Source organism: Rhodoferax sp. PAMC 29310 (genome assembly GCF_017948265.1).
GTDB lineage: Bacteria > Pseudomonadota > Gammaproteobacteria > Burkholderiales > Burkholderiaceae_C > Rhodoferax.
In genome coordinates this window covers 3,345,949-3,361,474 of the sequence record NZ_CP072852.1, presented here as the reverse complement: position 1 = coordinate 3,361,474, position 15,526 = coordinate 3,345,949, and the positions used below count along the sequence as shown (strand labels likewise).

The following is a 15,526-nucleotide window of genomic DNA, read 5'->3' as shown; positions in this document are numbered from 1 at the left end:
GCCCAGCGCCGTGGACGCCTTCCCCCAGCTCTCACCATGCGCCGTCGAACTCTCCTTCCCCTTGCCTTGTACCTGCCCTTGAGCCAACTGACGGGGGCTGCGTCCGGCGATGCACCGACCGAACCGGAGGAGGACGCGCCAGCGCTGCCCCGCTACAAAATCTCTGCGGCCCAACTGCAGCGGGCGGTAGCAGAGCGTTTTCCGCTGCGCTACCCGGTACCGGGGGTGTTGAATATGGACCTGCAGGCGCCCCACTTGCGCATGCTGCCGGCGCAAAACAGCTTGGGTGCCGAGATGCTGGTGGACGTGGCCGGCCCGGCGCTGCGCACCAGCCACCAAGGCACACTGGCGGTGGAGTTTGCCCTGCGTTATGAGGCCAGCGACCTCACCGTGCGCGCCCACCAGTTGCGCTTCAAACGCCTCACCATGCCCAGCCTGCAGCCCGGTGTGGTGGCGCTGCTGAATGGCTACGGCCCGGCGCTCACCGAGCGCGCCTTGCTGGAGGTGGTGGTGCACCAACTTCAACCCCAAGACCTGGCCCTGCCCAATGGCCTGGGCATGCGCCCCGGCACTATTACCGTGACAGACGCGGGCTTGGTGATTGGTTTTGTGCCCAAACCACTGGGCCAGCAATAAGGCAGCGACTGGCGGACACCACGGCCCCGTCACACCCGCTGCGCAAAACGCTGGTTCAGCAAAAACTCCACGAAAGTAGAGGTATTCAGCGCCAACCATTGGCGCGCCGGGTACACGGCATAAATAGACGGACCGGGCGCCAGACTGTATTGGGGCAGCAGTTCGACCAGTTCGCCGCTGCTCAACTCTTGCTCCACCAGCAAGCGATCCATCAGGGTGATACCAGCCCCGGCGCAAGCGGTGGCGGCCAGCGCCATGCCGTCGTTCACATGAATGCGACCCTGCACGCGCACCCGCTCGGTCACCCCGTCCAGGGTGAACGGCCATTCGTCGTAAACCCGGTTGTCGCGCGTCCACAGCAGGCATTCGTGCTGGGTCAAGTCGCTCGGCGTCTTGGGCACACCCGCCCGCGCCAGATAGGACGGAGACGCCACCAAAGTGCGGGGGTTGTCGGCCAGCTTGCGGGCCACCAACGTGGAGTCTTCCAGATTGGCGGCGCGAAGGGCCACATCAATCTGCTCGGCCACCAAGTCGGTCATGCGGTCTTCCACCAGCAGGGTCACCTCCACCAAAGGGTGCAGGCGGGTGAACTCGGTAATTAAGGGCACCAAATGGCGCTGTCCCAGTGGGCGCGGGCAGGCCACCCGCAGCGGCCCGCGCACCTCTTGCTGAAACTGGCCTGAGATTTGCGCGACGTTGTTCAACGCCCGGTCAATCTGCTGCGCCTCCAGCAACACCACTTTGCCCACCTCGGTCAGCGTCAGCTTGCGCGTGGTGCGCTGAATCAGCCGCGCACCCAAGTCGGACTCCAGGCGGGACAGTTGACGGGAGATGACGGATTTGCCACAGCCCAAGCGCGTGGCTGCCGCGCTGATACTGCCCGCGCTCACGATGGCGGAAAAGGTGGTCAGCAGTTGGGGATTCAGCATGGTGGTGCGGCTTGGCAGGTTTTATTGTTGCTATTTATACAACTCAATTGTGCTTTATTAGGCCTTCTCAAGCAACGCCATGACCCCTACATTCCATGCATCGCATTAAAAGTGTCACACCGCTGTGACGTCTCGTGCCCTCCACAACCCTTAGAAAGCTGTTTCATGACCCAAGTCACCCCCATCGCTGCCGACCAAGAAATGGCATCAGACGCGCTCATCGAGCGCCTGCAGTGGCGCTACGCCGCTAAAAAATTGGACGCGTCCAAAGCCGTGCCGCAAAACAAGGTAGAACGCATTCTGGAAGCCGCCCGCCTGGCGCCTACCTCCAGCGGCTTGCAGCCCTACGAAATCATTGTGGTGACCAGCAAGGAAGTACGCGAGCGCATCAAACCCATCGCCTGGAACCAAGGCCAAATCACCGACGGCTCGCACCTGCTGGTGTTTGCCGCCTGGGACAACTACACCGTGGAACGCATCAACATGATGTTTGACCTGACCAACTCCGTGCGCGGCACCAAAAACGAAGGCTGGGAAAACTACCGCAACATGCTGCTGGGAATGTACCCCCAGCGCGCTGCCGAGGTGAATTTTGAACACGCCGCCCGCCAAGCCTACATTGGCCTGAGCGCCGCCATGATGGCCGCCGCCTTTGAAGAAGTCGACTGCACCCCCATGGAAGGCTTCGACCCCAAAGCGCTGGACGAGATTTTGAACCTGCGCGAACGCGGCCTGCGCAGCGTCGCCATTCTGCCCCTGGGCTACCGCGAGGCTGACAAAGACTGGCTGGTGAACCTCACCAAAATTCGCCGCCCCCGCGAGCAGTTCATCACCGAAGTCTGATCGCCCCCGCTCGTCTCCACTCCCACCTCGGGGTGGCCCGCTGGTTCAACACCGTGCTGCTCATCGCCGTGGCAGGCGCATTGGGTGCCTGTGGCGGTGGGTCTGACACCACGCCCACCGTCCCCGTCAACCCCAACCGTGGCTTTGCCAACGCCGCGCCGTGGGTCTCGTACTATGGTTCAGCGGCCAAGCTTGACCTGGCCAAAATGGCGGCCACTTTCCGCAATCCGGACATTGACGCCGACCCCGGCCTGCGCAACTTCAGCGCCACCCAAGTCAAGCAATTGCAAAACCGCGGCGCCAACAAAGTGACCTTGCCCTCGAAAAACGTATTGGACTTCACCCGCTTTCGTAGACAAATTTCAGCTTCCAGTTCGAAGCTGCTCGAATGCCAGCGGGCTCAGTTGGTCTAGGTGACTGTGCCTGCGGACTCGATTGTAAAAACCCTCTATGTAATCAAACACGTCGGACTTGGCTTCCTGTCGGGAAGCATAGATACGCCGCTTGATTCGTTCCTTCTTCAAGCTGCTGAAGAAGGACTCTGCAACTGCATTGTCCCAACAGTTTCCCCGGCGACTCATGCTGGGCACCAACTGGTTGTCTTTGCACCAGCGGTTGAAATCATCACTACCAAACTGGCTGCCCTGGTCCGAATGAATCATCACCGGGGTCTTCGGGCGCCTGCGCCACACGGCCATCATCAGCGCGTCCAGCACCAGCTCGGTGGCCATGGTGGAATTCATGGACCAGCCCACGACGGAGCGTGAGTACAGGTCAATCACAACGGTCAAATACAGCCAGCCCTCGTGGGTGCGTATATAAGTGATGTCAGTGACACAAACCTGGTCGACCTGGGCGACTGTGAATTCCCGTTGCAACCGATTGGGTGCGGTGGTGGCTGGCATCCCAATCCTGTAGCGTGGACGCTTATAGCCACGCACAGAGCGCAGTTGAGCTTGACGCATCAGGCGTGCCACACGTTTCTCGCCACATGCAATACCGGCCTCACGCAGGTCACAGTGAACGCGTGGGCTGCCGTAGATACCCAGACTGTCCTCAAAGGACTGTTTGATGTTTAGCAATAGGGATTCATCGGCCAGGCTGCGCGATGACTTTGGCCTAGTCTTCCAGGCGTAGTAGCCGCTGCGCTGAATCCGAAGCACCCGGCACATGCTGCTCACGCGAAACTGGCTTTGATGCGCTGCCATGAATGCGTACTTCACCCGGACAGTTTGGCAAAGTACGTTGCGGCCTTTTTTAGGATGTCACGCTCCTCGTTGGCCCTTTTGAGTTCAGCCTTGAGGCGGGACACCTCTGCCTTGAGCGAAGCGTTTTCACCACTACCAACGCCTTGCTGCTGTTGAGCAAGGCGAACCCAAAGGTAGAGGCTTTTGTCCGACATGCCAAGGCGCTTGGCCACATCCACTACCCCGTGACCGCGCTGGGTCACTTGCTTGACTGCCTCAGCTTTGAATTCCGCTGGGTATCTGACTCTCTTCATGACTAACTCTCCAGTTCAATTTCGACCTTAACAGGTGTCTATTGAAGCGGGTGCAGTCCATATCCCTTGCTGAGTGTGTAAATTCACGCAAGGAGAACGGAAATGACGAAGACAGCAAGAGCGCGCTACACGCTCGAATTCAAGCAAGAAGCAGTTCGACTGGTCGAAGGTGGCCAGAGCATTGCAGCCGCGGCACGCACGCTGGGAGTGGTCGACCAGACGTTGTTCAATTGGGTCAAGGCGCAGCGCCAGGGCCAGCTCAAGGGAGCTGACAGCAAGGTATTGGTCAGCGCCGAGCAGATGGAGATCAGCCGGTTGCGGGCCGAGCTGGCGCGTGTGAAGATGGAGCGTGACATTCTGGGAAAAGCGACGGCGTACTTCGCAAAGGGATCGATTTGAAGTACGCCTTCATCCAGCGCCACCGCAGCACATGGCCGATCTCGGTACAGTGCCGCGTACTGGGGGTGAGCATCGCCGGGTACCACGAACACTTTGTGCGACTGGCCAGTCCGGCCCAGCTCCGCCACCTGAGCGATGACGCCTTGCTGGTGCACATCAAGGCCATCCATGCCGAGACGCGAGGCGGCTACGGCTGGCCACGCACCTGGAAGGAGCTGCTTGCCCGTGGCATCCGTGTGGGCAAAGAGCGCGTGCAAAAGCTCATGCAGTTGCACGGCATCCGTGCCAAGGGAAAGCGGCGCTTCAAGGTCACCACCGATAGCAATCACGATCTAGCGATCTCACCCAACCTGCTCAACCGGGAGTTCGATGTGGCAGCACCCGACAAGGTCTGGGTGGGTGACATCACGTACATCGCCACGGACGAAGGCTGGTTGTTTCTGGCCGTGGTGATTGACCTGTTCAGCCGCCAAGTAGTGGGCTGGTCGTTACGAGAGGAAATGACGCGGGACATCGTCATTGATGCGCTGCGCATGGCATGGTTCAAGCGGCATCCGGGCAAGCAGGCTGGCCTGATGTTCCATAGCGACCGCGGCAGTCAGTACGCCAGCAAGGACTTCCGGGAAGTGCTCAAGGAGTACGACATCACCAGTTCAATGAGCCGGCGCGGCAACTGTTGGGACAACGCCTGCAGCGAGACGCTGTTTGGATCATTGAAGGTGGAACGGTTATACGGACAGAAGTTCAAGACTCAGCGGGAGGCAAAGGATGAAACGATTGCTTGGATGCTTTGGTATAACCGGACTCGACTGCATTCGACACTGGCCTACGTCAGCCCGGTGCGGTTCGAGCAAAACTGGCTTGCTAATCAGCCCAAGCAAGCCAACTCATGATCTCGGTTATGGGATACGGATTCCAGGGGCAAGGTCAATTTTGAGCCATCCCTGAATGAAGCGCTTCGCCGCCGTTGCAGCGGTGGGGGCTGCGGTCCCATTTGGCACTTGATTTTTTGCCGCTCACAGACTGCGCAAAAAAGCGGCCAGGTCGGCGGCTTGGTGGGGGCTGAGGTGCAAGGGCCGCAGGATGCGTTCGCCGTCGGCATGCAGGCGGTCTTCGTTGAGATCGGAGTAGTGCTGTACCACGTCTTCAATGCGGGCCAGGCTGCCGTTGTGCATGTAGGGCGCGGTCTCGCTCAGGTGGCGCAAGCCCGGCACCCGGAATTCACCAAAGTGGCGCGGCTCAAGAATGACGTGGCGGGTGCCAACGGCGCTGGGGTCTTTGCCGCCCGCGTCGTTGAATTTCCCCAGGCGGTTGTAGTTGCTGCGCAGCAGTTGCTGTAACCCGCTGTAGCGGCCTGAATCCACACCGCCCGGTACAAAAAAGGGCACACTAATGTCGGCAAACTCGCCGTTGCTAAAGCGCGGGCCGGCATGGCACACGGTGCAACGCCCCTCCCCGATGAACAGGCGCAGGCCGCGCTGGGCAGCGAGGGGGTAGCTGACGGCGGCTTGGGCGTCGCCACGGCTAAGAGCGTCGCGGAAATCGTCAAACGGGGTGCGCGTCGACACCAGCGTGCTTTGGTAGGCGGCCAGGGCCTTGGCTACATCCACAGCCAACGTGGCATCGTCGCTGGGCAGCGCTTGCCCAAAAGCGGCTTGGTAGCCCTGGGCCAACTCGGGCGTGTTGCGCAGGCGCTCACCCAGGCTGGTGAGGGTTTGGTGCATTTCGCCGTCGTCAAGCAGCGGGGTCAGGCTGGCCGCCCACAAAGAGTCGTGACTGCCACCCCAGCCTAACCAGCGCGCCTGGGCGCTGTCGAGCAGGCTGGGCGTGTTGCGCCGACCGTTGAGGCGGCCCACGGCGGTCGGCAAACCGTCTTGAAAGGCCCGGGCCGACTGGTGGCAACTGGCGCAGGCCAACTTGCCATTGCCCGACAAGCGCGCATCAAAAAACAGCGAGACGCCCCATTGAACCGCCGTGGCCTGGGTGGCTACGCGGTTAGAGGCATCGGGGCGCACCACAGGCGGCCAGGGGCCATGCGCCACGATCTGCGCCCGCTCGTCGGCGGTAAATTCGAGCAGCCCGGCTGGCGCGGCAGTCGAGGGCGGTTGCTGGGGCTGACTGGAGGCAGGCAGGGTCAGCCACGTCATGGCGGCCAGCAGCGCTGCGCCCAACATCAGGGGTTTGAGCCAACGCCGTCTCAAAGGGGGGCGAGTCACTTCAACTGCACTGACTGCGTCAGGCGGTGCGGGCTGCCGTCCCAGCGGGTATCCACTTTCAGCAGCCAGCGCCCGGCCATGTGCCAGACCATGCCCTCGACTCGCCACTGGCCGTCACCCTGTGCGATGAAGCTGGGTTGGTAGTTCATGCCGTGGCGGTGGTCGGGCATTTCGGCATCCACTTTCACCAACTGCGCCGAGGCGGGGCACAGGGTGAGTTGCATCACAAACGGTTCGCCCACCGTGGGAAAGGCCGGCTCGGTGGACCAAGTGGCTTGCACCGGCCCGGTGGTCATGAGCGATGGTGTGTCTGCGGGCAACGGGCAGGTGGCCGCGTGCGCCGCGAGGGCGCTGATGCACACGGCAGCCACGGCAAGAGCGCGGACGGCTTGCCACTGGGGGCGTGTTGCCACGTCGTCAGGCCTTCAGCAGCGACGCGAACAGCGCTTCGCCGTTGCGGTAGGCAATGCGCTCGACCACCTCAGTGGGCAAACCAGTGAGCCAGGTGCGCGTCCAGTTGGCGTGCTCGCCAATGTAGTACCAGCGCTCGGGGGTGAAGGTGTCAGTGCCGACCACAAAGCGGTCAGGGTAGGCGATGAAGACTTTTCGCCAGTTGGGGTCAATGCGCCCCATGGTGGCGTGGTCGCTGCGAAAGGCCAGATCGCACCACAGATTGGGAAAGCGGGCGAGCATGGCTCCTACTTTGTCGGGGGCGTCAAAGCCGGAGTGCGCCCAGAGAATGCGGGCGCTGGGGTCTTGCTGAAACTGGCGTTCGATGGCATCTGCGTCCGAATGCGAGTGCAGGAAGATGCGGTGCTTTTTTGCCAACCCCACCACCTTGCGTATGACGGGCAAGTCAGCGTCTTTGCCGTAGATGTGGTATTCGCCAATGGCGGCGTAGCGGTACTTGGCCAGACGCTGCTCCAACATGCCGACCACGGTGGCGTCGTGCATCCAGGTGGACAACTCGCCGCGCTGGCGGTAGGGCCGCAGTGAGGGGATGATGAGATCAGGCGCTTCGGCAAACAGCATCTGGGTGCCCTCGTCGCTGCTGCTGGAGACCATGGCGCGCTTCAGACCGGCTTTGCGCAGAAGCGCGATGGCGTCTTTGGGCGGAAGGGTTTCCCAAGCGTCGTGGCTGTAGTGCAGGTGGGCGTCAAAGATGGGCAGGGGCGCCGCGTCGGCAGCCTGTGCCTGGCCAAAGCCAGTGAGTCCGGCAGCAGTGCCCAATAGCCAGTCGCGTCGGCGCAGGGCGAGGGGGTGCGGGGTCTGGCGGGTCATGGGATCTCCTATGCTAGCCTGGGGTAAAAATCTTGCCCACCAGCATATAAGAAGTGGCCCACCCCTTGCAATCCACAGGGTGTAAGTCAACGCCAAATTGCTACGCTTTAGATAGCGATATGCGGATATTTCGTGTGGGCTAGAGCTCTATTTGGCTTGCAAATTGGTGGCTATTTAATGTGCAGCAATTCTTGCGCTGTAACCCCCACTTTCACCCCAACCCTCTCTCGCCCGGCGGGAGTGAGTGGGGGAAAACTCCCGAGAATCGCTGCGCCGAAAGCACCACTGGCACCTTCGGTACAACAGCCATCATTGGCACCCATCACCTTAAGTCAAAGCATTCTTTGACTTGCGTCACCCGATTGATCGCGCCGGCCCGTTATCGCAGGTGCCGGGTGATGCCTTGGGCTCACCCGACCTACAAAAAAATGGCAGACCTGAGTAGTTACTGCAAATCAGCGACTCACGTCCACCACCACACGGCCTTTGACTTCGCCGTTGAGCAGCTGGGTGGCCACGGGCACGACTTCACTGAGGCCGATATCACGGCTGATGACGCCGAGTTTGGCCAGGTCCAGATCCGTGCCCAGGCGTTGCCAGGCTTCCAGTCGATCAGCTTGCGGGCACATGACACTGTCCACGCCCACCAAGGTGACGCCGCGCAGGATGAACGGCATGACCGACGCCGGAAAATCCATGCCACCGGCCAACCCGCAGGCGGTGACCACACCGCGATACTTGGTGGTGGCGCAGACGTTGGCCAGGGTGTGGCTGCCCACCACATCGACCGCGCCCGCCCAGCGCTCTTTGCCCATGGGTTTGCCTGGCGCTGAAAACTGGGCGCGCTCCAACACTTCTACCGCGCCCAGTCCTTTAAGGTAATCGGACTCTTCGGGGCGGCCGCTCACGGCCACCACGGTGTAGCCGAGTTGGCTGAGCACCGCAATGGCGACGCTGCCCACACCACCTGCTGCGCCGGTGACCAAAATTTCACCATCGGCGGGCTTGACGCCTTGGCGCTCCAGGGCCAGCACACACAGCATGGCGGTGTAGCCGGCGGTGCCGATGGACATGGCCTGCTGTGGCGAGAAGGCGGTTGGCAGCGGCACCAGCCAGTTGCCTTTCACCCGGGCTTTTTGCGCCAGACCGCCCCAGTGGCCTTCACCCACGCCCCAGCCGTTGAGCAGCACCGCGTCGCCGACCTTGTAGTCAGGATGCTCGCTGTGCTCCACGGTGCCCGCCAGGTCAATGCCCGGCACCATGGGGAATTTGCGCACCACCGGCGCTTTGCCGGTGATGGCCAAGCCGTCTTTGTAGTTGAGGGTGGAGTGGCTGACGCGCACGGTGACGTCGCCCTCGGGCAGCTGCGTTTCGTCAATGTCTTTGAGGGAAGCGCGGTAGCCGGACTCGTCTTTTTCGATCAAGATGCCTTTGAACATGGGGGTCTCCTTGGGGTTGAAAAATTGATGGTTGCAAAAATTTTAAGATTTAGACTGATCGTCTTTAAAAATCTAAAAAAAGTTAGCCGGGGGGCAATCTGGCAAAAAACACGCGCCCAAACAGGTCTAGCGGCGCGCCGCTGCGCTCCAGCTTGGCTCTTAAAACCGCGCCTTCCCAGCCAATCCAGAAGAAGGCGGCGAGCTCATCGCAATCGGCTTGGCGAGAGAGTTCACCCGCGTCTTGCGCGGCCCTGAGGCAGCGGGCAAAACGGGTCTGCCAATCGGCAAACACATCGAGCAGCCGAGCCCGAAAGCTTTCCGGCAGGGTGCCCATTTCTTGACCGAGGTTGCCAATGAGGCAGCCGCGCCGAAAGTCGTGGCGGGCCATGCCGGCATGGGCATCCGCAACAAAGCGGCGCAGCCGCTGAAGGGGTGACAGGCTGGTATCGCCCAGATGGCGTTCGATTTTGCGCACAAAATAAGCGGAGTAACGCTCAATCAGCTCGGCGCCAAAGGCTTCTTTGCTCTCAAAGTGATGATAAAACGAGCCTTTTGGCACGCCACCGCGACGCAAAATTTCGTCCAAGCCTGCTGCCGAAAATCCTTTTTCAGTCAGCACCTCCAACCCCGCACGCAGCAGCAACTCGCGCGTCTCCACCACGCCGTCACGCGATTTTGGAGGGCGACCCCGACGAGGGGGTGTTGAGAGCAGAACTTCCATTCCGCCGATATTAGACCGATCGTCTTATAAAGTCAATAAAAGGCGGTTGGAGGTGTCGCGCGGGGCATGGGACGCGGGCAGGCCAAGGTGGGCTGGCCCTGCCACGGCAGCGCGCAGCAACGAGGTGACCGGCGCAGGGAGATACGTTGCTATTGAATGAATAGCATATTGCGCTTGCTTCACTGGCGCTGGAGGCTAATTTGGCACACAAATCGGGGTTGGTTTCGGCGTCTCCGCGTTGCGGGCGGTTTCAGGCGGGCTGAATCGGATTGATGTGGCGCAATGAAGTCGCAGAAACGGTCAGGCGGGGCTGATCTTTTGCTGCATTGCAGCGTAAAGTTTTGCCATGGATTGGTCAGGCCACTTGGACCTCCCCTGCAGGGTGCCAGCACGCAGGGGGTAACTGGTGGCCCGGCCGGGTCGTGATGTCATTCAAAAAGAAGGAAGCCCCATGGCGGAAGCAGCAGAGTTGAAGAAAGCACCCTACGTCATCGAGTGGCGTGATGGGTTCAAGATTGGTGTGGGTCAGGTGGACCAGGAGCATCGGCACTTGTTCACGCTGGTCCGTGCGCTGCATCTCGACTCAGTGGACCAAACCGTGGAGGAGTGGCTGGACTATGTGGTGACGCATTTCACCAACGAGCAAGCCTTGATGGAGAAAAGCGGCTACCCCGCTTTTGAGCAACATTTGAAGTTGCATGAAGAGTTTGGCGCCCAGGTGGCGGACTTTTTGGGCAACGGCGAGGCGTGGAACGAGGACCGCGTCCAGGAGCTGCGCCGGTTCCTGAACAAGTGGCTGATTGGTCACATCATGACGCACGACCTGCGTTTCGGAAAATGGTATGCCAACCAGCCGACGCCAACCCCAGCGGTGTTGCAGCCCACCCAGGAGTCCGGCGGTTTTTTCGTCCGCTTGTTCGGCCGCAAGCGCAGCGCCGGTGTCCATGGCACTGCGCCACACCGCTAGCAATTCACGGGGCCAACTTCAACCGGGCCCATGCGGGAGTGCTCGGGGTGGGGCGGAGGCGCGCTAGCCCAAATGTTTACCAAAGAAGCGAAGGGTGCGATCCCAGGCTTGTTGCGCCCAGACAGCGTCGTATTGGGTGGCGGGAATGCGGCCTGGGCCGGCGGCAGTCTCATTCGCAAAGGCGTGGTGGGCCAGGTAGCGATGGAAATCAAACCCCACGCCAGCGGCGGTCAACTTCTCTTGCAGCGCATCAATGGTGTCGATCTTGAAGAACTCGTCTTGCGTGGCCCAGTGGCCTTGCAGCGGCGCGGTGATTTTGGTGGCGTCGATGTACTCCAGCGGTGGGCAGCCATACCAGACCACGCCGGCATCGATCTCGGGCGATTGGGTGAGCGCCAGCAGCGTGAGCGCGCCGCCCATGCAAAAGCCAGTGACCCCGACCTTGGGGGCACGGGTCTTCAAATATTGAACCGCACCGCGTATGTCTTGCCCGGCGGCGTCACCGAAGTCGAGCCCGGTCATGAGGTGGTGCGCTTCCTCTTGCTCCACCGTGGCTTTGCCGCGGTACAGGTCAGGCACCAGCGCCTGAAAGCCGGCCAGTGCCAGGCGGTCGGCCACGCCGCGAATCTGGTCGTTCAAGCCCCACCATTCCTGAATCACCACAATGGCGGGTGCACCATTGGGTTGGGCCGGTTCGGCCAGATAGCCCTGCACAGCCTTGCCGTCCGGGCGCTGAAAAGTCACCATATTTCCCATAACTACTCCTGTTGGTCAATGAATGTTGCACCTCATTCTCCGCCGATAGGGACACCCTGCTGAACGGCAGGGGGATAGATCAACGTGGCAGCGGGGCAGTCGGGTGAGATCTAAAGGGGACTAATTTTGGACACACCGGGCAAGAAACCTTCAGAGGCCGGCACCCGCGCCCCGGCTTGATTGGATTCACCCCTTAGCATCGGCGCATGACCCGCAGTGCAAAACCCCCAGCCAACCCCCGACGCGCGCAGACCATTGCCGCGTGGGTGGCTGCGCTGCTCAGCCAGGCCGATGCGGCTACCCTGAAAAGCCTGCCCCCGCTGCTGGATGCGGATGCCGCCCATGTGATGGCCTTGCTACGCGACCAAGCCGGCGCAGAGTCCACGCCACTTGATTTGCCCACCACAGAGGTGGGCACCGTGGTGGGCCACTTTCGCCCGCGCATCACCCTGCAAACCCTGGGTCGGGGCGAGGGCCTGCTGGGTCTCAAACCCCACGGCAAACTGGCCGCGCGGGGGAGTAGCGTGACATTGGTCCAAATTGACTGGACTTACCGCACCGATGACGGCACGGGCGGTGGCGCGCAATGGCAAACACCTGCCCCTACCTCAGTGCTCAACAGCCGACCCTCTGCCGTGCAAGATCTGTATGACACAGGCGGCCCGGTACGGCGCATGCAGCGCGACCTGGCGGCCGAAGCCGATGCCATGGACCTGGTCTGGGAGCTGGGCTTGCTGCCGGTGTCGACGCAGCAGTTGCAGTGGCGCCATCGGGAAGAAGGCGAGGCCGGCATGCCCACGCTGGGCGCAGTGTGGACGCTGTCGCAAGAAGCGTTCTTTGGTGATTTTTGGGCCGAGCAAGTGCCGCGCCTGCAGGCGCTGGGCTGGCAGGTGGTGGTGCAGCCCGGCTTTGCCCATGAAAGTGTGGGGGTGACACGCTGGAAGTTGATCGTGCAGCCCGACACGGGTGAGGTGCTGGGCAAGGAACTGGATGGGCCGCTGGCAGAGCGCGAGCGCCCGGTGCAAAAGCTGCATCTGCCCGAGCGCGAAGGCGCCTGGTTGCTGAGCCTGGGCATTGAGATTGACGGCGAAATGCTGGACCTGGCACCGCTGCTAGCCGACCTGCTCAAGCGCGACCCGCGCTGGCTCAATGCCGCCAAGATGGCGGCCATTGACGACCAGGCACTGATCTCGCTGCGCGCACCGGGCGGGAGGCGCATTGACGCGCTGGCCGCGCCACTGAAAGCCATCATTGGCGCGATGGTCGATTTGCTGACCGACCCTCAGCGTGGCCGCCAGCCCGGCGAGCCGCTGCATCTGGGGGCCTGGGAGGCACGCCGAATGGACGCCTTGCGCAGCGCCCTGGTGGAAGCCCACCGCGTCGGCCCGCAAGGAGGCTGGCAACTGGAAGGCGATGCGGGATTGGCCAGCTTGGCCCAACGCCTGAAAACCATCGGCACCCCGCAGCCGGTGAGTGCCCCGGTGGGCCTGCAGGTGCAATTGCGCGGCTACCAGTTAGAAGGTTTAGCGTGGCTGCAGTACCTGCGGGCGCAACACCTGGGCGGCATCTTGGCCGATGACATGGGCCTGGGAAAAACCGCGCAGGCGCTGGCCCATGTGCTGGTGGAAAAACAGAGTGGCCGCATGGACCGGCCCACGTTGGTGGTGGTGCCCACCTCGCTGGTGTTCAACTGGCAGCTTGAGGCGCAGCGCATGGCGCCAGATTTGCGCGTGCTCACGCTGCAGGGCGCAGACCGCGCCAAACTGTTTTCGCAGATGGCCACCCATGACTTGGTGCTGACCACCTACCCGCTGCTGTGGCGCGACGTCAACGCCTTGGCCACACAGCGCTTTCACCTGCTGATTCTGGACGAGGCGCAGATGGTCAAGAACGCAGGCAGCCGCAGCGCCCGCGCCCTGCGCCGCCTGCAGGCGCGCCACCCGCTGTGCATGACCGGCACCCCGCTGGAAAACCACCTGGGCGAACTGTGGTCCCAATTTGATTTTTTGATGCCCGGTTTTCTAGGCGATGTGCGCAGCTTCAATACCCGTTGGCGCAAACCGATTGAAGAGAACGGCGAAACGGTGCGCGCCCAACTGCTGGCCCAGCGCGTGCGCCCTTTCATCTTGCGCCGGCGCAAGCAAGATGTCGCGAGTGAGTTGCCCCCGCGCACCGAGGTAATTCAGCGCGTGCAGTTGCAAGGCCAGCAGCGCGAGCTGTACGAAGCCGTGCGCACCGCTGCCGACAAACAGGTGCGCCGCGTGCTGCAACGCCAGAGCTTTGATGGGGCGCAGATCAGCATTCTGGATGCGCTACTCAAGCTGCGCCAAGTGTGTTGCGACCCGCGCTTGGTGAAGGGAATAGAGTCTTGCGGCGACATGGAGCGCGCCAAATTGGAGCTGCTGGGCGAGATACTTCCCGCGCTGGTGGAGGAGGGGCGCCGGGTGCTGGTGTTCTCACAGTTCACTGAGTTTCTGGAGCTGGTGGCCGAGCAATTGCAAGCGCTGCAGTTGCCCTTTCTCAGCCTCACCGGCAAGACGCCACCCAAGCAGCGCGGCGCGGTGGTGCAGCAGTTTCAAGCTGGTGCAGCGCCCGTGTTTTTGGTGAGCCTGAAAGCCGGTGGCGTGGGCCTGAACCTGACCGCAGCGGACACCGTGATCCACCTGGACCCGTGGTGGAACCCGGCCGTGGAAGAGCAAGCCACTGCCCGCGCCCACCGCATTGGGCAAGACCAGCCCGTGTTTGTCTACAAACTGGTGGTGGAGGGCAGCATCGAGGAGCGCATGCTGGAGCTGCAGGCCCGCAAACTGGCGCTGGCGCAAGGGGTGCTGGGGCATGACGCAGAGGGCGCTCTCAAGTTCAACGAAGAAGACCTGGGCGCCCTGCTGGCGCCGCTGACACCGGCGAGCGGGGTGGGTTGACGTTGCGGGGGGCGCAACTTCGCGCTGGTACCCAATGGGAAGCCGCACCGCCGATTGCGTGCCTTTTAGGGCTCTGACCCATGTTTTATATGCGCAGGTAGTTATCGAATACGCAGCAGTTCGTGTTTTGAAAACTGTGTATTCACGCCAAGCTAGACTCCTCGCCATGCCCCACGCCGTCTCTCGCCTGCGCGCTGCCCGCCTTGCGCGCAGCTCCAAACCTTTTCTGGCCCGTGGCGGGCCGCGTGGCGAGCGTTGCGCGGGTTGCCGGCTGGTGCCGAGCCACTGCATCTGCGCCTTGCACCCTGTCGTGCCGACACGCGCCGGGGTGTGCCTGCTGATGGCCGACATTGAGCCGCTCAAACCCAGCAACACCGGCTGGCTGATTGCCGATGTGGTCCCCGACACGTTTGCCTTTGGCTGGGCGCGCACGTTGGTCGACCCCGCGTTGCTGACCCTGCTGGCCGACCCGCAGTGGCAGCCCTATGTGGTGTTTCCGGGTGAGTTTGTGACCCCTGAGCGGGTCGTCACCGAGGTACAAACCTCGGTGGCTCCGACTGGCTCAGTGGTCAAGCGCCCCTTGTTTGTGTTGCTGGACGCCACCTGGCCCGAGGCACGCAAGATGTTTCGCAAAAGCCCTTATTTGGATCGTTTTCCTGTGCTCAGTCTGCACCCCGAGCAGCTATCGCGTTACAAGCTGCGCCGGTCCCGACGCGATGACCACTTTTGCACATCCGAAGTCGCAGGCCTGTGCCTAGACTTGGCTGGCGAGACACGGGCGGCGCAAACATTGGAGACGTATCTCGATGTGTTCACTCACCATTACCTGCAAGCCAAGAACCAACTCCCAGCCGACCTAGAGGGTGTTGCCCATCAGCAGTTGCGCAGCCTCATCACTTGATACGCGTCAAACGAGG

Annotated in this window: 15 protein-coding genes; 7 read left to right on the top strand and 8 right to left on the bottom strand. The window is 61.9% G+C overall.

Translation table 11 applies throughout. The features are described from left to right. The first annotated feature begins 36 nt into the window (after positions 1–36). Complete coding sequence (locus J8G15_RS15675) at positions 37–636, top strand: DUF1439 domain-containing protein (protein WP_210543241.1); 600 nt, start codon at positions 37–39, stop codon at positions 634–636. 29 nt (positions 637–665) lie between these two features. Here J8G15_RS15675 and J8G15_RS15670 read toward each other — a convergent pair whose 3' ends face one another. Then, on the bottom strand, positions 666–1,565 hold the full coding sequence (locus tag J8G15_RS15670) for a LysR family transcriptional regulator (protein WP_210543239.1): 900 nt from the start codon (positions 1,563–1,565) through the stop codon (positions 666–668). A 165-nt stretch (positions 1,566–1,730) separates the two neighbouring features. Between J8G15_RS15670 and J8G15_RS15665 the strand changes: the two genes are divergently transcribed. Beyond that, on the top strand, positions 1,731–2,408 hold the full coding sequence (locus tag J8G15_RS15665) for a nitroreductase family protein (RefSeq protein WP_240538321.1): 678 nt from the start codon (positions 1,731–1,733) through the stop codon (positions 2,406–2,408). 53 nt (positions 2,409–2,461) lie between these two features. Further along, the gene (locus J8G15_RS15660; RefSeq protein WP_210543237.1) at positions 2,462–2,821 is read left to right on the top strand and encodes a hypothetical protein; all 360 of its coding nucleotides are present in this window, start codon (positions 2,462–2,464) and stop codon (positions 2,819–2,821) included. Here the strand turns inward: J8G15_RS15660 and J8G15_RS15655 are convergent. After that, positions 2,771–3,909, bottom strand: a protein-coding gene (locus J8G15_RS15655) for an IS3 family transposase (protein ID WP_370627429.1) whose coding sequence is annotated in 2 segments (ribosomal slippage) — positions 2,771–3,660 and positions 3,660–3,909 — 1,140 coding nt in all. Because the reading frame shifts where the segments join, the coding sequence is not laid out codon by codon here. The genes J8G15_RS15660 and J8G15_RS15655 overlap by 51 nt on opposite strands. Positions 3,910–4,011: 102 nt before the next feature. Here J8G15_RS15655 and J8G15_RS15650 point away from each other — a divergent pair. Further along, a protein-coding gene (locus tag J8G15_RS15650; protein ID WP_210542005.1) for an IS3 family transposase occupies positions 4,012–5,201 on the top strand; the annotation gives its coding sequence in 2 pieces (ribosomal slippage) (positions 4,012–4,270 and positions 4,270–5,201; 1,191 coding nt in all). Positions 5,202–5,324: 123 nt separating this feature from the next. On the opposite strand, the gene J8G15_RS15645 is transcribed toward J8G15_RS15650, so the two are convergent. From J8G15_RS15645 to J8G15_RS15625, 5 genes are all read right to left on the bottom strand, one after another. Then, on the bottom strand, positions 5,325–6,524 hold the full coding sequence (locus J8G15_RS15645; protein WP_210543233.1) for a cytochrome-c peroxidase: 1,200 nt from the start codon (positions 6,522–6,524) through the stop codon (positions 5,325–5,327). Continuing rightward, on the bottom strand, positions 6,521–6,937 hold the full coding sequence (locus tag J8G15_RS15640) for a hypothetical protein (protein WP_210543231.1): 417 nt from the start codon (positions 6,935–6,937) through the stop codon (positions 6,521–6,523). The genes J8G15_RS15645 and J8G15_RS15640 overlap by 4 nt, the downstream gene beginning before the upstream one ends. Before the next feature lie 4 nt (positions 6,938–6,941). Beyond that, on the bottom strand, positions 6,942–7,805 hold the full coding sequence (locus J8G15_RS15635) for an amidohydrolase family protein (protein WP_210543229.1): 864 nt from the start codon (positions 7,803–7,805) through the stop codon (positions 6,942–6,944). Between the two features lie 455 nt (positions 7,806–8,260). Further along, complete coding sequence (locus J8G15_RS15630; RefSeq protein WP_210543227.1) at positions 8,261–9,244, bottom strand: MDR family oxidoreductase; 984 nt, start codon at positions 9,242–9,244, stop codon at positions 8,261–8,263. Between the two features lie 82 nt (positions 9,245–9,326). Beyond that, positions 9,327–9,965, bottom strand: a complete 639-nt coding sequence (locus J8G15_RS15625; RefSeq protein WP_210543226.1) for a TetR/AcrR family transcriptional regulator — start codon at positions 9,963–9,965, stop codon at positions 9,327–9,329. A gap of 451 nt (positions 9,966–10,416) precedes the next feature. Here J8G15_RS15625 and J8G15_RS15620 point away from each other — a divergent pair, with 451 nt between their 5' ends. Continuing rightward, positions 10,417–10,932 (top strand): bacteriohemerythrin, encoded by a 516-nt coding sequence (locus tag J8G15_RS15620; RefSeq protein WP_210543224.1) that lies wholly within the window; start codon positions 10,417–10,419, stop codon positions 10,930–10,932. A 63-nt stretch (positions 10,933–10,995) separates the two neighbouring features. Here J8G15_RS15620 and J8G15_RS15615 read toward each other — a convergent pair whose 3' ends face one another. Next, a complete protein-coding gene (locus J8G15_RS15615) occupies positions 10,996–11,679 on the bottom strand; it encodes a dienelactone hydrolase family protein (protein ID WP_210547616.1) in 684 nt (227 codons plus the stop codon). A gap of 215 nt (positions 11,680–11,894) precedes the next feature. On the opposite strand from J8G15_RS15615, the gene J8G15_RS15610 reads away from it, so the two are divergent. Both J8G15_RS15610 and J8G15_RS15605 read left to right on the top strand, forming a co-directional pair. After that, entirely contained in the window at positions 11,895–14,609 is a 2,715-nt protein-coding gene (locus tag J8G15_RS15610) for a DEAD/DEAH box helicase (RefSeq protein ID WP_210543222.1), read from the top strand. 166 nt (positions 14,610–14,775) lie between these two features. Continuing rightward, positions 14,776–15,510 (top strand): tRNA-uridine aminocarboxypropyltransferase, encoded by a 735-nt coding sequence (locus J8G15_RS15605; RefSeq protein WP_210543220.1) that lies wholly within the window; start codon positions 14,776–14,778, stop codon positions 15,508–15,510. Positions 15,511–15,526: the final 16 nt, after the last annotated feature.